15 protein-coding genes are annotated in these 17,277 nt (G+C 60.5%); 5 read left to right on the top strand and 10 right to left on the bottom strand.

What is annotated here, in order from left to right:
- The first annotated feature begins 11 nt into the window (after positions 1–11).
- The gene (locus tag ACZ5WQ_RS08345; protein ID WP_228247232.1) at positions 12–887 is read left to right on the top strand and encodes an alpha/beta fold hydrolase; all 876 of its coding nucleotides are present in this window, start codon (positions 12–14) and stop codon (positions 885–887) included.
- Between the two features lie 7 nt (positions 888–894).
- Here ACZ5WQ_RS08345 and ACZ5WQ_RS08340 read toward each other — a convergent pair whose 3' ends face one another.
- From ACZ5WQ_RS08340 to ACZ5WQ_RS08315, 6 genes are all read right to left on the bottom strand, one after another.
- On the bottom strand, positions 895–2,475 hold the full coding sequence (locus ACZ5WQ_RS08340) for a cation:proton antiporter domain-containing protein (RefSeq protein WP_464383562.1): 1,581 nt from the start codon (positions 2,473–2,475) through the stop codon (positions 895–897).
- A gap of 160 nt (positions 2,476–2,635) precedes the next feature.
- The gene (locus ACZ5WQ_RS08335; RefSeq protein ID WP_464383561.1) at positions 2,636–4,066 is read right to left on the bottom strand and encodes an aspartate kinase; all 1,431 of its coding nucleotides are present in this window, start codon (positions 4,064–4,066) and stop codon (positions 2,636–2,638) included.
- A 314-nt stretch (positions 4,067–4,380) separates the two neighbouring features.
- Positions 4,381–4,770 carry an ectoine synthase gene (locus ACZ5WQ_RS08330; RefSeq protein WP_464383560.1) on the bottom strand — a complete coding sequence of 130 codons (390 nt, stop codon included), beginning with the start codon at positions 4,768–4,770 and terminating at the stop codon, positions 4,381–4,383.
- Positions 4,771–4,783: 13 nt separating this feature from the next.
- A complete protein-coding gene (gene ectB / locus ACZ5WQ_RS08325) occupies positions 4,784–6,070 on the bottom strand; it encodes a diaminobutyrate--2-oxoglutarate transaminase (protein ID WP_464383559.1) in 1,287 nt (428 codons plus the stop codon).
- A 14-nt stretch (positions 6,071–6,084) separates the two neighbouring features.
- Entirely contained in the window at positions 6,085–6,606 is a 522-nt protein-coding gene (gene ectA, locus ACZ5WQ_RS08320; RefSeq protein WP_228247235.1) for a diaminobutyrate acetyltransferase, read from the bottom strand.
- Positions 6,607–6,905: 299 nt separating this feature from the next.
- On the bottom strand, positions 6,906–7,676 hold the full coding sequence (locus tag ACZ5WQ_RS08315) for an SDR family oxidoreductase (protein ID WP_464383558.1): 771 nt from the start codon (positions 7,674–7,676) through the stop codon (positions 6,906–6,908).
- A 236-nt stretch (positions 7,677–7,912) separates the two neighbouring features.
- Between ACZ5WQ_RS08315 and speA the strand changes: the two genes are divergently transcribed.
- Positions 7,913–9,832, top strand: coding sequence for an arginine decarboxylase (gene speA / locus ACZ5WQ_RS08310; RefSeq protein WP_464383557.1), 1,920 nt, complete (start codon positions 7,913–7,915; stop codon positions 9,830–9,832).
- Between the two features lie 4 nt (positions 9,833–9,836).
- On the opposite strand, the gene ACZ5WQ_RS08305 is transcribed toward speA, so the two are convergent.
- Genes ACZ5WQ_RS08305 through ACZ5WQ_RS08295 form a run of 3 tightly spaced genes read right to left on the bottom strand, consistent with a single transcriptional unit; the run spans position 9,837 to position 12,228 of the window.
- Positions 9,837–10,553, bottom strand: coding sequence for a hypothetical protein (locus tag ACZ5WQ_RS08305; protein ID WP_464383556.1), 717 nt, complete (start codon positions 10,551–10,553; stop codon positions 9,837–9,839).
- 11 nt (positions 10,554–10,564) lie between these two features.
- Positions 10,565–11,245, bottom strand: a complete 681-nt coding sequence (locus ACZ5WQ_RS08300; protein ID WP_464383555.1) for an SDR family NAD(P)-dependent oxidoreductase — start codon at positions 11,243–11,245, stop codon at positions 10,565–10,567.
- A gap of 14 nt (positions 11,246–11,259) precedes the next feature.
- Positions 11,260–12,228, bottom strand: coding sequence for an alpha/beta fold hydrolase (locus ACZ5WQ_RS08295; RefSeq protein ID WP_464383554.1), 969 nt, complete (start codon positions 12,226–12,228; stop codon positions 11,260–11,262).
- Between the two features lie 227 nt (positions 12,229–12,455).
- Between ACZ5WQ_RS08295 and ACZ5WQ_RS08290 the strand changes: the two genes are divergently transcribed.
- The 3 genes from ACZ5WQ_RS08290 to ACZ5WQ_RS08280 all read left to right on the top strand — a co-directional run bounded on the left by ACZ5WQ_RS08290 (position 12,456) and on the right by ACZ5WQ_RS08280 (position 16,754).
- Positions 12,456–15,335 carry an HD domain-containing phosphohydrolase gene (locus ACZ5WQ_RS08290; RefSeq protein ID WP_464383553.1) on the top strand — a complete coding sequence of 960 codons (2,880 nt, stop codon included), beginning with the start codon at positions 12,456–12,458 and terminating at the stop codon, positions 15,333–15,335.
- An 89-nt stretch (positions 15,336–15,424) separates the two neighbouring features.
- Positions 15,425–16,174 (top strand): lysophospholipid acyltransferase family protein, encoded by a 750-nt coding sequence (locus tag ACZ5WQ_RS08285; protein ID WP_269687002.1) that lies wholly within the window; start codon positions 15,425–15,427, stop codon positions 16,172–16,174.
- Between the two features lie 199 nt (positions 16,175–16,373).
- Entirely contained in the window at positions 16,374–16,754 is a 381-nt protein-coding gene (locus ACZ5WQ_RS08280) for a rhodanese-like domain-containing protein (protein WP_088273595.1), read from the top strand.
- A gap of 24 nt (positions 16,755–16,778) precedes the next feature.
- Here ACZ5WQ_RS08280 and ACZ5WQ_RS08275 read toward each other — a convergent pair whose 3' ends face one another.
- Positions 16,779–17,252, bottom strand: a complete 474-nt coding sequence (locus ACZ5WQ_RS08275; protein ID WP_228247754.1) for a hypothetical protein — start codon at positions 17,250–17,252, stop codon at positions 16,779–16,781.
- Between the last annotated feature and the right edge of the window lie 25 nt (positions 17,253–17,277).

The raw sequence follows: 17,277 nt of genomic DNA, 5'->3' as shown, positions 1-17,277 counted from the left end.
GGGGCGTGTTAATGGATTTGGTGGCCTGGGCACATCGAGGTAGCGCCGGTTTTACCCTGCGAGGCTGGCACAGTCGGCCGAGTGGCAAACCCGTGCTGCATTTTCTGCATGGCAACGGTTTTTGCACCCGAACCTATGAGCCGATGCTGGGATTGCTGGCCGAGCAGTTCGATCTGTGGCTGTGTGACCTGCAGGGACACGGTCAGAGCGATCACGGCGGGCGTTTTGTTGGCTGGAATCGCAACGCCGAGCTGGCTGCCGAGGCTTTCAGCATGCAGGGGGCTCTATTTGATGATGTGCCGCGCATGGCCTGCGGTCATAGCTTTGGTGGAGTGTTGACGGCGCTGATGATGGCCCGCCAGCCGACCCTGTTCGAGCGTGCGGTGCTGCTTGATCCGGTGTTCTTTCCGCCCGGCTTGATTGCCCTGCGCCGTGGGCTGGCACTCGTTGGCCTGGATGACCACTCGGTAGCCAAGCGGGCAGCAGCGCGCAGGGACTATTGGCCAGATCGTACTGCCGCGCATGCGGGGTTGCACAATCGCGGCATGTTCAAGGGCTGGGATGAAACGGCTTTTGAGGCGCACATCGCGCACGCTCTGCGGGATCGGGAGACTGGCGGTGTCGAGCTGTGCTGCAAGCCGGAAAGAGAGGCAGAGGTTTTTCGCAGTATGCCATCGGCGCTGTGGTCGTCATTAAGACGGCTGACGACGCCAACGGAGATTATCTACGGTGATCGAACCTATCCGTTTGTGATTCGTTCCGCCCGCCGTTTGGCGGCCAGTAACCGTCATGTTCGCGCGCACCAGACGGCAGGTGGTCACTGTTTCATGCTTGAGCATCCGGCCGCGGCGGCAGCGGCCGTGCGCAAATCCCTGCTGGAAGGCTGATTCCGGTTCAGGTGCTGCTGGCGTTTTCGGCCAGTAGCGCGCTGCGCTCCTGGATGCTGCGGGCAACATGCTCTGCCAGGCCCGTGCCGGCCTCACTCATGGTCAGGTAGGTATGGTCCGCGCCAGCCTGAATAATCCGGCGGGCGATGTCCTCGTACATGGCATGGGACACGATCAGTCCGTCGAAGCCCCGTGCCCGCAGTTTTTGGGTTGCGATGGTCTTGGCTTCGGCGTCGTTCATCGCGAGGATGACCGAATGAATGTTGGGCATGTTCAGATTCTGCCAGAACACCGGGTCCTCCGCGTCTGCGAACAGCGCGCTGCGCCCTGCCTGAAGGCTGGTATCCACGGCGACCGGGTCTGAATCCAGACCAATGATGCGATAGCCTTTTTCGGCCAGGTTGTCGTAGGCGGCTCGACCGGTGCGACCCAGGCCCATGACCAGTACCTGCGCGTCCCCCAGAGTGATTGGCTGCTCGTCCGGGTGGCGGATGTCGCGCTCGAATCGCCGCAGCAGGGGGCCGATGCGCTCGTATATGGAATGTGCAACGCGGTTCAGTGGTGCCGATATGATGAACGAAAACGACACTGTCAGCGCCAGTGGCACAAGCCAGGCGGGTAGCACCAGACTGGCCATGATCAGACCGAATTCGCTGTAGTTGGTCAGCGTCAGGCTGCTCAGGAAGGCGCTGCGCGCACGCAGTTTGAAGCCGACAAACAGCAGGAAGAACAGCGCGGCTTTCAATGGCAGCAGCAATGCCATCACCAGTGCAAAGATGACCGCGTGCTGATCAGGCAGACCGCCGAGACCAATCTGCAGGAAGAAGCCGACCAGAAAGACTTCCTTGAGGCTCCACAGTGATTGCGACAGCTCGCCGGCGCGTTTGTGATTGGCCAGCATCGCACCAAAGGCCAATGCGCCCAGTTCCGAGCTCAGCCCCAGCGCTTCAAAACCGACGCCGCCGACTACCAGGGCCAGCAGCAGGCCGAGCAGAACCATCAGCTCCTCGCGGCCGCTCAGGTCCAGCAGCTTAAACAGCAGTGGCCGGCACAGCGGCAGGATCAGGACCATCAGCGCCCAGCTTGACGGAGTCTTGCCGCTGGCCACGCTGATGGCTACCAGCGCGATGAGATCCTGCATGATCAGCACGCCGATCGCGACCCGGCCATGAAATGCACGCAGCTCGCGTTTGCTTTCCAGTACTTTGGCGGCGAGTACGGTGCTGGAAAACGACAGCGCCATGGCCAGCAGGATGGCCTCGCCTGCCGGCATATCCAGGACGTACATGAAGGCTGGCAAAAACAGCGCGCTGGACATGCCGAAATGCAGCAGGCTACCGCCAACCACCTCCGGACGTACCAGATTCTTTACCTTGAGTTTGAGGCCGACGGTGAAGAGCAGCAACAACACCCCCAGGTGGGCGATGTGATTGAGCACATAGCTGTCTTCCGGGCCCACGCCAACACGTTCCCCCAGCGCCGAGAGCGCAAAACCGGCACCCAGGTAACCGATCAGGGGAGGGAGGCCGACCTGCTTCAACAGCAGGCCCAGGCCAAAGGCAAAGGCAATCCAGACTGCTTCAATCACAACTGCGTTCCATTTTTCATTGGGGGCCAATCATGGCCGCTCACGGCAGCCTCGTCTGCGCAGACTATATCGAACTTGGCGCGGTTTTGCCGAGTGCGGCGGCCAAAACGCACGAACCCGGCCGGAGCCGGGTTCGTGGGATGCCTTGCCGGTTTCTGAATCAGGCAGCGACGATCACATCGCCGTGGTTTTCCGGCTCGATCAGCGCCCGGTGGAGGGCTGCGATGGCGGCGTCGTAGTCCTCTTCCTGCACGACGCACTGCATTTCCACCTGGCGGATCGACTGGTGCACCGCCTGGATGCTGATGCCGGCTTCGGCCAGGGCTGCAACGGTCTTGGCCAGAATGCCCTTGACCTTGAGGTCGGAGCCGATCGCCGAGACGATGGCAATGTTGTGCACGTTGACTTCGGCCATCGGATAGCGCTCCTCGATCAGGCGCGAGGCGCGGTTGATCATCTTGCGTGATGCCGAAACGTAGTAGGTGATGCTGTTGGCGTCGGAGTCCTTGTTGACGACATACAGTTTCAGCTGTTTCAGCAGGCGCGTGATTTCCAGGTCGTATTCGACGTCGCCGAGCATTTCCTGATCAAACACCTCAATACCGAAGACATCCTTGCGGCCGGCAATGATCTCAACGCAGGGTTTCTCGCTGCAGTAGTCCTGGCTGATCAGCGTGCCCTGGTGTTCCGGCTCGAAGGCATTCTTGATGCGCAGGTGAATCCCGGCACGGCGCAAGGTGCGCGCGGCCTTGGGGTGGATCGCTTCCATGCCCAGGTTGGACAGCTGGTCCGCCACGTCATAGTTGGTCCGGCCGATGGTCACGACCTTGTCCACGCCTACCAGCGCCGGATCGGCACTGGACAGGTGGTATTCCTTGTGGATGATCGCCTCGCTGGCGCCGGTAGCCGCAGCAATCTGAGCGAAGGTGATTTCGCTGTAGCCGCGGTCGAAGGTGTTCATCAGGCCTTCGCTGCAATGGGTGTAGCCGGTGGCAACCACCAGTTCGCTGCTGAAGTCGATGCCGGCGAAGCTGTCGCGAACCATGTCCTGGAAGGCCTTGGGTTCGCGCTGGTTCCACCCGGTCAGGTCGGCGAGGCGGGCATTGATGCCGTGTTTCTTCAGCGCCAGAACCGTGTTGAAGGCGCTGTGGGCTTCACCCAGCGAGGCGAGCATTTCACGCACCTTCATCAGGTGTTCGGTTAGCTGGAAGTGGCCGTAGGAGCACAGTTGCTGCAGGCTGACCATGCAGTCGCGAACGTCGCTGATACGGCCTTCGATAAAGCGGTTGGCGGCCTGCAGCTCATACTCGCCCTTGAACAGTTCAGCGTTCTTGGCGGTCATGGCTTGCTGGACGTTGTCCAGTGCTTCCAGCCAGGCGTCTTCGTTGTGGGCGTCGGCGAAACGCTCGTAGACACCGGGTTCGCCGGTCTTCTTGTGCTCGAGCAGCATGTTGGTCATGCCCGAGTACGCGGATACCACAAAAATGCGCTGGTACAGCTCAGCACCCTGACGTTGGCCAATGAAAATGTTTTGCAGTACTTCCTCGAAGCGGCTCATTGAAGTGCCGCCGATCTTTTCTACTGTATGCATGGTCCTGGTTTCTGTCGTTGGTGAATGCTGTCCTGCCGTCGGCAGGTCGGAGCCTCATGCTCCGCCGCGTGTACCGGCCGGTGCTGCCCGTGGGCGCGGCCGGCAGATTATCCACATCAGGCTGTCGTCGGAATAGATGTCTGAGTGCATCTATTTGTTGCATCAGACGCGCGGTCTGTGGGTCGCGGTCACTATTGCCGAGTACCGCAGCCGGAGTCGCCATCCATCTCGGCGCGACTCCGGCCGGCATGACCTTCAATTCGGCTCTGCCATCTGGGCAGGGCGCTTGGGTCATGCCCGTGGGCGGATGCGACTCAGTCCAGGTCGACGGGGTAGACACCGTCCTTGTCATGCACTTCCTTGCCGCTGAGCGGCGGGTTGAACACGCACGCCATCTTCATGTCCTCGGTGCCACCACGCAGCATGTGCTCGTCATGCTTGTCGAGAATGTAGAGCGTGCCGGGACGGATCTGGTAGACCTTGCCGTCGGACAGGGTCTCGATCTCGCCGTTGCCGCTCATGCAGTAGACCGACTCCAGGTGATTCTTGTAATGGATGTGGGTCTCTTTATTGGCGTAGATGGTAGTGATGTGAAAAGAGAACCCCATGTTGTCGTCCTTGAGCAGCATCCGGGTGCTTTCCCAGGTCTCGGTGGCGACGCGGCGTTCGGAGTTTTCACAGTCTTGCAGTGTACGTACGATCATGGATTCGGGGTCCTCAAGAAGCTTGATTGGCTACCTGCTCTGCCATGACTTTGGCAAAGGCGGCATCGAGAATGTTCAGAGCCTTGTCGATCTGCTCTTCGCTGATGGTCAGCGGGCACAGGCACTTGACGACCTGGCTATGGTTGCCGCTGGTTTCAATCACCAGACCGTTGGCGAAGGCTTCCTGGCAAATAGCGGCAGCAACGTCACCGTCCGGGCAATTGATGCCGAGCATCATGCCGCGACCCTTGACGTAAAGAGAGTCGGGGCCGTGCTTGCGGACAATTTTCTGCATGCCTTCGCGGATGCGCTGGCCCTTGGCCTGAACGCTCTTGGCGAAGCTGTCGTCCGACCAGAAATGCTCGATCGCGGTCGCCGCAGTCACAAACGCATGGTTGTTGCCGCGGAATGTGCCGTTGTGTTCACCCGGCTTCCACTGGTCGAGCTCGTTGCGCATGACGACAACGGCAAATGGCAGGCCGAAACCGCTGAGTGACTTGGACAGGGTGATGATGTCCGGTTTGATACCCATGTCTTCAAAGCTGAAGAAGGTGCCGGTTCGGCCGCAGCCAGCCTGAATGTCATCAACAATCAGTAGCATGTCGTGCTTGCGGCACAGTTTTTCCAGTTTGCGCATCCAGTCGGCCGATGCGGTATTCAGGCCGCCTTCGCCCTGAACCACCTCAACAATTACTGCAGCCGGCTTGTCGATACCGCTGCTCGGGTCGCTGAGCATCTTGTCCATCATGGAGATGGTGTTGACCTTGTCACCGAAGTAGTTGGCGTAGGGCATGCGGCTGACGTCAGTCAGCGGTACGCCGGCAGCGCCGCGGTGATGGCCGTTACCGGTGGCAGCCAGTGCACCGATGGTGCAACCGTGGAAGCCATTGGTGAAGCTGATGATATTGCTGCGGCCGGTTACCTTGCGAGCCAATTTCAAGGCTGCTTCAACGGCGTTGGCGCCGGTCGGTCCGCTGAACTGGACCTTGTACTTGTCCAGGCCGCGCGGCTGCAGAATTACCCGCTTGAAGGTTTCCAGGAAGCGCTCTTTGGCTTCGGAGTACATGTCCAGTCCGTGTGTCAGACCGTCATCTTCCAGATACTGGATCAGGGCCTTCTTCAGGACCGGATTGTTGTGGCCGTAGTTCAGCGTGCCAGCACCGGCGAGGAAGTCGATGTAGTGCTTGCCTTCACGGGTGATCAGCTCCGCGCCGCGGGCCTGCTTGAAAATCACCGGGAACGAGCGGCAGTAGCTGCGAATATCCGATTCGTTTTTCTCGAACTGTTCAAAGGTATTCATGAACTCTCCTGGTCTCAGTGCTGAGCGTCGTTGGGTGCTGATTGGGTAAAGGGGCCGGCGCGATAAATGATTTCATCATCGTGCTCGCCGTTGAAATGGGTCTGGCGCGAGAACAGCACTTCGGTGCTGTAGTCGGCGCCGAGCAGGCGAAACGCCTTCTTGAACAGGGCTTCGGATGCTGCGTTGCCGGGAGAGATGGTGGTCTCCAGGCGGCTGACGCCGGTCGGGCGCAGGCGCTCGACAAGCGCCAGCAGCATCTTCAGGGCCAGGCCTTGGCCGCGCATGCGGCTGTCTACCGCAACCTGCCAAACGAACAGCGTGTCCTGGCGTGCCGGCGGGCGGTAGCCGGAAATGAAACCGACCAGATCGCCGTCCGCCGTTTCGGCTGCGATGGCGGTGTCGGCGAAGTCGTGACACTGGAGCAAGTTGCAGTACACCGAGTTGGTGTCCAGCGGCTTGCAGCGCTCGACCAGGCTGTTAAGGGCATAGCCATCCGTGCTTTCAGGCTTTCGTAGTGTTACGGGTGTAAGGTCCAAAACGGGTTCCTAATGCTTATGCATAAATGCTTTTTTAATAATAAACATATCCAAAAAATTATCTCAACCGGCTGTAAGTGCTGATTTTTATGGGATTTGCTCGAATGTCATATATTTATAGCTGTTAAATAGATCTGTAATGAAAGTGTTTTTTAGTATAAAGATTTTGCCGGAAAGCCAGCTGCGGCAAGGCCTGCGCCCGGATTGGCGCATCGGGCATCGGTAAGAAGGAGAAGGGCGTTGCGGGAGGGAGCGCACCCGCTCGTCAGAGCGGGTGACAAAAGCAGTACGTCAGGGCGTTACAGGGTGAAGCCGCCATCGATGGGGATGATGTTGCCGGTCATATAGGCTCCACCAGTTCCGGCAAGCATGATCGCGAGGGCGGACATCTCCTCTTCGCGTCCCCAGCGCTTCATCGGGATGTGTTTGCAATCCTCGGCCATGGCGTCGGGATCGGAGTGAATGTGGCTGGTCATCTTGCTCGGGAACCGGCCCGGTGCAATGACGTTGACGTTGATATGTTCGCTCACCAGTTCGCGGGCCAGGTTGCGCGACAGTTGATGCACTGCCGCCTTGCTCGGGCCGTAGGAATAGGCCTGTTCGCCGAACGAGCTGATGCCGGCAACCGAGCCGATGTTGATGATGCGGGCCGGATTCTCGGCGCTGGCGGAGCTGCGCAGCAGCGGCAGCAGTTGCTGGATACAGCTGAACACCGAAATTACGTTCAGTTGCATGACCTTTTCCCAGCCTGATACCGGGAACTCCTCCAGCGGGGCACCCCAACTGGTGCCGGCATTGTTGACCAGAATGTCCAGCCGGTCGGTGATTGCCTGCACCTCTTCGGCCAGCTGGCGGGCGCCCTGCTCGGTGGAGAGGTCTGCAGCCAGAGCGATGCACTCGCCATATTGGCTCAGTTGCTCGGCGGTTTGCTGACCCTCGGCAATCTTGCGGCAGCAGATGATGACCCGGGCGCCTGCTTCGAGGTAGCCCTGAGCGATCATGCGGCCAATGCCGCGGCTGCCGCCGGTAACCAGCGCAGTGCGGCCGGCCAGACTGAAATAGTGCTGCATGGAGTGCTCCTTCAGGTAAGTAAATCGGAGGTTGTTGTGCCGATTCTTACGGTAAACCAGCGTTCAGCAGCCACCCTAGGGTTATCCAGTGCGCAAATGCTCTGTTATGGCTGGCGGATGACTGTCGCTGCGAGTCATCCGCTTTTCGCTTATCCTGTGGCGCATGGACCTGCGGAACTGTCGTCATTATCGGCGTTCACAATGGCGAGCCAGTGACTGAGTAAAGTGAGGAAGCGATGGGACCTGTTCGACGTTCGCGCAAAGAAGATGCATCTGCCTGGACCGTGGCCGACAGCCGCAGTGTTTACGGCATTCGGCACTGGGGTGCCGGGTATTTCAACGTTAGTGAACAGGGTCATGTCGAGGTCATGCCACGTGGTCCGGAAGGCGCCGGTATTGACCTGCATGAGCTGGTTGGTCAGCTGCGCGAAAGCGGCCTGGACCTGCCACTGCTGGTGCGTTTCCCGGACATTCTGCAGGCACGGGTACGGCAGTTGACCGGTGCCTTTGATCGCAATATCGAGTCGCTGGGCTACGGCAGCGGCTATACCGCGCTGTATCCGATCAAGGTCAACCAGCAGGAAGCCGTGGTCGAGAACATCATCGCCACCGAGAACGTGTCGATCGGCCTGGAAGCCGGTTCCAAGCCGGAGCTGATGGCGGTGCTGGCGCTGGCACCCAAGGGCGGCACCATCGTCTGCAACGGCTACAAGGATCGCGAGTTCATCCATCTGGCGCTGATCGGCCAGAAGCTGGGTCATAAGGTGTTCATCGTTATCGAGAAGGAGTCCGAGGTCCGTCTGGTGATCGAGGAAGCCGAAAAGCTCGGGGTGACGCCGAACATCGGGTTGCGCGTGCGCCTGTCATCGCTGGCGTCCAGCAAGTGGGCCGACACCGGTGGGGAAAAATCCAAGTTTGGGCTGTCGGCAGCGCAACTGCTGCGGGTGGTAGAGGCGTTCCGCGCGGCCAATTTGCAGGATGGGGTGCGCCTGCTGCATTTTCACATGGGGTCACAGATTGCCAATCTGGCCGACTACCAGCATGGCTTCCGTGAGGCCATTCGCTACTTCGGCGAGCTGCGTGCGTTGGGGCTGCCGGTTGATCACATCGACGTTGGTGGCGGCCTGGGCGTCGACTACGACGGCACCCACTCGCGCAATGCCAGCTCGATCAACTACGACGTCAACGAGTATGCCCAGACCGTCGTCGGCATGCTGCGCGATTTCTGCGATGAGCAGGGTCTGCCGCATCCGCACATCTTTTCCGAGAGTGGCCGGGCGATGACCGCGCACCATGCGGTGCTGATCGTGCAGGTAACCGATGTTGAGCGTTACAACGACGTCATGCCGCAGATTGATGATCTGGAGGCGTTGCCGCTGGTGGTACGCAATCTGGTCAGGCTGCAGGACCAGCACGATGTCGAGATGGTGACCGAGACCTACTGGCGGGCCACCCACTACATGGCGGATGTAGCGGCGCAGTACGCCGAGGGCAAGCTGACGCTGTCGGAGAAAGCGCTGGCCGAGCAGTGCTACTACGCGTTGTGCAACCGTCTGCATACCCTGCTCAAGGCGCGCCAGCGCTCGCATCGTCAGGTGCTGGACGAGCTGAACGACAAGATGGCCGACAAGTACATCTGCAACTTCTCGGTATTCCAGAGCCTGCCCGATACCTGGGCGATTGATCAGGTACTGCCGATCATGCCGCTGGATCGCCTGGAGGAGGAGCCGCTGCGCAGGGCAGTGCTGCAGGATCTGACCTGTGACTCCGACGGCAAGATCCGCCATTACGTGGATGAACAGAGCATCGAGAACAGCCTGCCAGTTCACGATCTGCGCGAGGGTGAGGACTATCTGCTGGGCATTTTTCTGGTTGGTGCCTATCAGGAAATCCTCGGCGACATGCACAACCTGTTCGGCGACACCGACTCGGTCAACGTCTACCTGCGCCCGGATGGCAAGGTGGTACACGGTGGTATCGAAACCCACGATACCATCGAAGACATGCTGCGCTATGTGCACTTTGCGCCGGACGAACTGGTGACGCTGTATCGCGACAAGGTCTCCGGTGCCCGCCTGAGTCCGGCCGAGCGCACGCGCTTTGTGGATGCGCTGCGGCTCGGCCTGACGCGTTCGTCCTACCTGAGCGCTGAGTAAGGCGTCAGGCGACCTGTTTCTGCAAGCTGATCCAGGTCGCTTCGGCCCAGCCTACGGGTTGGCCAGCGGCGTCGTAGAGGGCGGTGCCGGCCTGGTGCTTGCGCCCGTCATGGGCAATGGCCCAGCCGGCCACTACCAGTTGTTCTCCCACCCTGATTGGCCGCTCGATGTGCGCCGCGAAGCGGCCAAGCAGGGCGGTACCTGCATGCTCTCTGACCGCAAAGTATCCAGGGCAGTCCAGTGCTGCCCAGATGAACTCCGGCGCCACGGTACCGTCTCCCGCATCCAGTGTGCTGTCGGGTGTCCAGGGGCAGGCCACGGTGCTGTCGCGGCCGGTCACTGGACCGGTGTGCAATAGCAGTCCGTCATGCTCGCAGCGGTTGGTGCCGCAAACAAAGCAGCCGGGCAACCCGTGCTCCTCATAGCCGCTGAACCGTGGCCGCGCCGCTTCGGCGTCGGCCAGGCTGATCGCAGCAGGTGGCGTCAGCTCAAGCTGGTAGGGTCTGGCGCTGCCGAGCAGGATGTCGCCCTGCAGCAGGCGAGCACCGTCGCTGTCGCGAAAAATCTGCAGTTCGGTATCCAGCGGCGGCGGTGCGTGCAGGGTGACCTGGCAGGGTTCGGCCATGGCGTTGGCCAGCAGGCCGCAGACGTAACCGCCGTTGCCACTATTTGGCGGTCCGCAGAAGCGCTTGCGAATGATGGTCGGGATGGTGCTTTGCATGAACATTTTCCTTAATGGCTCCAGCCGCCGCAGACCGGAAACACCTGGCCAACAAAGCAGTTGGCGGCGTCGGAGCATAGGTAGGCGGCAAAGTGGGTGTCTTCTTCTGCCGACACCAGGCGGCCTAGCGGGACTTCCCGTTGCAGTCGGGCCTGGAAGGCCGGGTTGGCCTGGATCTCGGCGGGGAAATAGGTCGGGTTGTCGACGAAATTCTGCGCGATGGCATTGACCTGAATGCCCTTGGCTGCGACCTCGGCGCCCACCGCCTGGACCCAGGCCAGTTGCGCGCCGCGGGCGGCGCTGTAGCTGGAGGCGCGCTTCATGCCGCGCAGGGCCGAGGCGCTGCCCATCAGCAGAATCTTGCCGTGGCCGCGCTCGATCATCGCAGGCAGAACCGCACGGGCGAATCGCGGCAGCGGATCGACCATGTGGCGAAACAGCAGGCCCCATTCCTCGTCTGCTACCTGGTCGGCCGGTGTGCTCGGTGCAGGAACGCCGAGGTTGAGCAGCAGCACGTCGAACTCGCCGGCTTCGGCAATCAGCTTCTGCGGCGCCTTCGGGTCCAGAAAATCGCGTGTGTCGGCGATAATCTCAGCACCGCAGTTCTCCAGCGTACGCTGCAGCGCCGGGCCCATGAAATCGCTGGCCTGGGTCAGCAGGATGCGCTTATTGCTCAGGTCGCAAAGGCTCATTGTGTGTCTCCCTGTCAGGTTGCGGGGAAGTGGCGTTCCAGGAAGGGCAGCAGGAAGCTGTTTACCTCGTCTGGCTTCTCGGCCTGAATCCAGTGGCCGCAGTCGGCAATGACGTGTTGCTCAACCTTCGGCACCACGCCCGGCATTTTCTTGATGGTATAGGCTTCAAGGGTGCCGACCGGGTCGCGGTCACCAATCAGGAATAGCGCCGGTTGTTCGATCTGACGGCCTGCCAGCGGCTCGGTGCGCTCCCAGTTGCGCTCAAAGTTGCGATACCAGTTGACCGGGCCGCGGAAGCCGCTGCGTTCAAAGGTTTTGACGTAGACCTCGAAGGCCTCTTCCGAGCACCACGCAGGGGGCTTGCCCGGATCGGTGTAATCGTCCAGCCAGGCCGCGTCGGCTGGCTTGTCCTGCACCAGGGCGCCACCCTCCTGGCTGTCCAGGCCGTGCATCATCAGACGCATGGTGCGCGGAATGTCAGACGCCAGCTCGGCCTCGGCAAGACCTGGCTTCTGGAAATAGAGAATGTAATGGAAGCGGTCCTTGTAGGCCTCGCGCATCATGTTGATGGCCGGCTGCCTGGGCCGCCCGCCGAAGGGGACCGACATGCCGCAGACCGCCTTGACACGCGCTGGCTCCAGCAGCGCCAGGTGCCAGGCGACCGGTGCGCCCCAGTCATGCCCGATCATGGCCACCTGCTGATGGCCAAAATGGTTCATTGCGCCCTGGATATCGGCGCACAGGGTGATCAGATCGTAGGCCTCGACCGCTTCCGGAGCTTCGGTTGCGCCATAACCGCGCATCTCGGGAGCAAAGACGCGGTAGCCCTGCGCCGCGAGTGCTGCGATTTGATGGCGCCAGGAGTACCAGCATTCAGGGAAACCGTGCAGCAGCCAGACCGGCTTGCCGCTTTCTGGGCCGGCGATATGCACGCTAAGCCTTATGCCGTTGACCTTGATCAGCTGTTGATGTGTCTGCTGCATACTGCTCTCCAAAGAATCATAAGCCGACACTATGGCAAATCGATGCCGTGATGGCGCGATTGTCGCATGCGTATTCACCAGCCGAAGTGACGAATATCCGTACGATGCATGATTGACAATGTCTGTTGCCGAGAGGCCTGGATAGTCGCAGCGGTTTGGTTTCGCTGAGCTATGCTCAGCCTATTATTGCAACAGCATGCAGTCCATTCAGGGAGCAAGGGCGGCAGATGAAGAAGACACGTCCATGGATAACGCTTCAGGGACTTATTGCAGTCTCCATTGTTGTCTGCCTGCTGGCGATGTTGGTGGTCACGGCGTTTCAGGGGTACCGGGGGGCGAGAGCCGTGCTGGTGGCGGCGGCGACCGATTCGGCTAACCAGGTTGGCTCGCTGCTGGACGAGCGCGCCGAGAGGTTGCTGTCGCCCGGCGAAAACGCCCTGCGAATGCTGGTGCACGATCCGTTGGTGAGCGCTGGCAACCTTTCTGATCGGGTCGACAGGTTGCCGGCGCTGGTTCAACTTGTGCGTGATGGGAGCCCCGTCAGTGCGGTCTATGCTGGCTATCCCGATGGGGAGTTCTTTCTGGCTCGCCGGGTACCGGAGGGTGGGATAGACGGATACCAGTTGCCCGCAGGTACGTATTTTCTGGTGCAATCTATCGAGCGTGACGGTGACGCAATGCGCGGCAGGTGGCTGTTTTTCGATCAGTCGCTGCATCAGATTGGCAGTAGGCCGGTACCCGAATACCGCTTTGACCCTCGGACCCGACCCTGGTATCAGATGGCGCAACAGTCTGACGACGTCGTCCTGACAGAACCTTACCTGTTCTTTACCACCCATCAGGTTGGGCTGACGATGGCGCAGCGCAGCATGCTTACAGCTGCGGTCATCGGGCTGGATGCGGCGGTGGATGATCTCGCCGGAGAAGTCAGGGATATGTATCTGACGCCCGGCACACAGATGGCGATTGTGCGCGACGACCGTGTCGTTGCCTACCCGGATCTCGAGCGGCTGATTGTGCTTGAGGGTGCGGATGCGCCCCGGCTGGCGACGCTCGACGAGCTGCAGGTGCCTGTGCTCAGTGAGCTGGCAGCCATGCGAACGAGCTTTTCGCAGGTCAAGCTGCTGTCGCGTGACGACGGTGACTGGTACGTGATCAGCTTGCCGCTGACCCGTCTCGCCGAAGACCTGGGGCGGGTGCTGATCGCCATTCCCGCCAGCGAGTTGCTGTCCGGTGTCATTTCTATCCTGAAGCAGCAGGCGATGCTGGCACTGCTGATGATGTCGCTTCTGGTCATGATCGGCTGGGCGCTGGGGCAGCGCCTGGGCGGGCCGCTAAAGGCGCTGGCTGACCAGGTTGGCAAACTGGCGGACATGGACTTCAGTCAGAGCATCAGAGTGCGCTCGCGTATCCGCGAAGTGAGTGATCTCGGCGGGGTGCTGGGCCGCATGGCTGGTGCGATTCACCACTTTCAGCAGATATCGCTGGCCCTGAGTCGTGAAACACGACTGGAGCGCATGCTGGATGTGGTACTGGAGAATCTTATCGAGATGGCCAAGGGGCGCGGTGGTGCCGTGTTTCTGTATCAGGAGGGCAGCGGCGAGCTGACACTGGCCACCGGCATCAACAGTGAGTATTACCCGCAGTCGCTGAAACTGGATGAGGCGCTGCGGTCCGACCCCGCCCGCGTGCTGTCGACCCGCCTTGATCGTGAGCATCGCTATCTGACCCTGGCGCTGCGTGATCGCCAGGAGGCGCTGCTGGGGGTGCTGGCACTGGAGGTGTCTCCCGCTTTGCCGGCGGCGGCCGTGAAGAGCCTTCGGCAGTTTCTGGACAGCTTGTCCGGGACGCTGGCCGTAGCGATTGAAACGCGCCAGTTGTTTGAGGGCCAGCAGCACCTTCTGGAATCGATCATCCGCCTGCTGGCTACGGCGATTGACGCCAAGTCTCCCTATACCGGCGGGCACTGTGACCGGGTTCCGCAACTGGCGGAAATGCTGATCAATCGCGCGCTTGGGGCCGATAACGGATCGCTTGCGGGCTTCTCGATGGACGCAGAGGAGTTCTATGCGTTTCGTATCGCCGCCTGGCTGCATGACTGCGGCAAGATCACCAGTCCGGAATATGTTGTCGACAAGGCAACCAAGCTGGAGACGCTCTACAACCGAATTCATGAACTTCGAACCCGCTTCGAGGTGCTATGGCGTGACGCCGAAATTCGCTACTGGCAAGGGCGTGTCGACGGCCGTGATGAGCACGAACTGGCGATCGAGCTGGCGCAAACCCATGAACGGCTGCAGGCAGAGTTTGCCGAGGTCGCCAGGGCCAATGTTGGTGGCGAGTTCATGCAAGAGGAGGACATAGAACGGCTGGGCAGGATTGCCGAGCAGACCTGGACCAGGCACTTCGATGACCGGTTGGGTCTGTCCCATGAGGAGTTGAAGCGACTCGAGGGCGTGCCTGCGCCAGCACTGCCGGTAGTGGAGCACCTGATCAGCGACAAGCCCGAGCACAAGGTGCCTTGGGGTGACCGGAAACCGCCGGTGGCCAAGGATGATCCGCGTAACAGATGGGGGTTTGATATGGACCCGCCCGAGTACAGCTTCGACCTCGGAGAACTCTACAACTTGTCGATCCAGCGCGGCACCCTGACCGCTGAGGAGCGCTTCAAGATCAATGACCATGTTGTGCAGACGCTGATGATGCTCAGTACCTTACCGTTCCCAAGGCATCTGAGAAGCGTGCCGGAGTTGGCTGCGACGCACCATGAAAAGCTGGATGGCACTGGCTATCCACGTCGGCTCGGCGAAGATCAGCTGTCAGTGCAGGATCGGGTGCTGGCCATTGCCGATATTTTTGAGGCGCTTACAGCGGGCGATCGTCCCTACAAGCCGGCCAAGACCCTGTCTGAAGCCGTCAGAATCATGCTGTTCATGGCGAAGGACCGGCATATTGATGCGGTCCTGCTGGCATTGTTTTTGCGCACCGGTGTGCACGAACAGTACGCGCAGCTGTTTCTGCACGATGCGCAGCGTGATCAGGTCGACGTGGCGGGTTGTCTCGCCCAGTTGCGTGACTGGGGGTTAATTGATGAGCGGGACTGTTAGCCGATGCTTGACCACCGATAATGCAGTTGTGGCACTCTGTGCGACCTGATCGCGTCCGCCGCTCGCGGCGTCATAACTAGAGAGTTGTCATGCTGAGTCTGTCGCCCGTTGCTGAATCTGCCACTCTGCTGCGCCGCGTTGGTGTGGTGGTCGGCTCCGTGCTGGTTACCCTGGGATATTGTCTGGATGTGCTGTGGCGAGCGGCCTTTCGTCGTCTGGATCGCGCCCGCGTTGATCGGTATACGCGGGGCTGGGCCAGCAAGCTGCTGCGTCTGGTTCGATTGCAGGTGAGCGTGTTTGGCAAGGCGCCGGACTTCTCCGATGGCCGCCGTTATATGGTGCTCTGTACCCACGCCAGCCACTACGATATTCCGGTCAGCTTTGTTGCCCTGCCTGGCTCCATTCGCATGCTGGCCAAGGCAGAGCTATACCGTATTCCAGTTCTCGGGGTGACCATGCGGCTGGCGGAGTTTCCGTCGATCAATCGCCACAATCGGGAGCGGGCGCTCGCCGATCTGTCACGCGCGCGGCAGATGATGGAGTCGGGCATTGTGCTGTGGGCCGCGCCTGAGGGCACCCGCTCTCGGACTGCCGAGTTGCTGCCCTTCAAGAAAGGCTGCTTTCATCTCGCACTGGATACCGACGCTATCATCGTCCCGGTCGCCATCCGTGGCATTCACAACGTGCTGCCCGCGCGCAGCTGGCGTTTCAATCTCGGGCAGCAGGTGTCTGTACACATCGGTGAACCACTGGACGCGGGCAGCTATGATCGCGAGCAGTTACCTGAGCTGATGGCGGAGACACGGAAGCGCATCGCCGGGTTGCTTGGTCAGGGATAGCGCGGGTTTTCAGACAGTTTCTCAGGCCGGTCTGTGGCGGTGAACTTCTTATTTTTTTTTGTGCTATGCATAGAATGAAAATAAAGTTTATATTTTTCTTAATTGTTTGCCGCGGGGGGCCTGGCATGCAGCTACCCGCTGTTGCCGGTGCGGTCTCTGCGGGCTTGAGTCTGCCATGTTCAACCTATTGGAGTGACCTATGAAAACAGCCCATGACCTGGTAGCCGCCGCCAAGGCGCATATCAAAGAGGTTGACCTGACGGAAGCGGATGCCGCCATTCAGGCTGCTGATGTGCTGATCGACGTGCGCGAGGCGGACGAGTTTCAGGCTGGCCATATTCCAGGCGCAATCAATATTCCCCGTGGGTTGCTGGAATTTCGGCTCAGTAATGATCCTGTGCTGTCGTCCCGCGATCAGAAGCTGGTGCTCTACTGCAAGAACAGCGGCCGCTCGGCGCTTGCCGCCAGCGCCTTGCAGGAGATGGGCTACCTGGAAGTCCTGTCGATTCTGGGCGGCTTTGATGCCTGGGCCGCGGCAAACAAGCCGGTGGCCGGTGCGGCATTGCCCCCGTTCGAGTAGGGTATGGGCCGTGCCGGCGCCGTGTTACGCCGGCACGGTGCCCGGACTCAGATCGTCCAGGGCCAGGTGGAACTGTCCGCCCTCAATCTCCAGCGGTGCCAGCAGAGTGGTGCAGTAGCTCAGCTCGTCCAGCAGATCGCGTACTTTCGCGCTGTTCAAGCCGCTGTGAGGGGTTCTGCGCAGGTGTTGCTCCAGCGCCTCAAGCGTGCTCATACCAGTGGCTATCGGCTGCCAGCTGACGTCTTCAATGCCCCAGATATGACCGGTCTCCGGCTCTATCTCGGGCAGGGCGTCACTGCTGCCTTCTTCCTTCAGCATGGCAACAGCGGTCTGCAGTTCCAGGGCTGTTGTGTCGACAAACTGGCTCAGTTCGGTGACGCCCAGGGTACGGCACAGGCCGTCGAGCAGTTTCAGTTCGTTGCGCAAATGTTCGAGTAGCCGGTCGCCAGACTGGAATTGGCGGCCCAGCAGGGTATTTAACCGCAGGGCGCTTGCCACATGCTGCTCCTGATGTACTGGTGTA

The sequence above is a fragment of the Halopseudomonas sp. T1L2 genome, from assembly GCF_055397385.1.
Note: the sequence above shows the minus strand (reverse complement) of the source record. Positions and strands in the feature narration are given on the sequence as shown.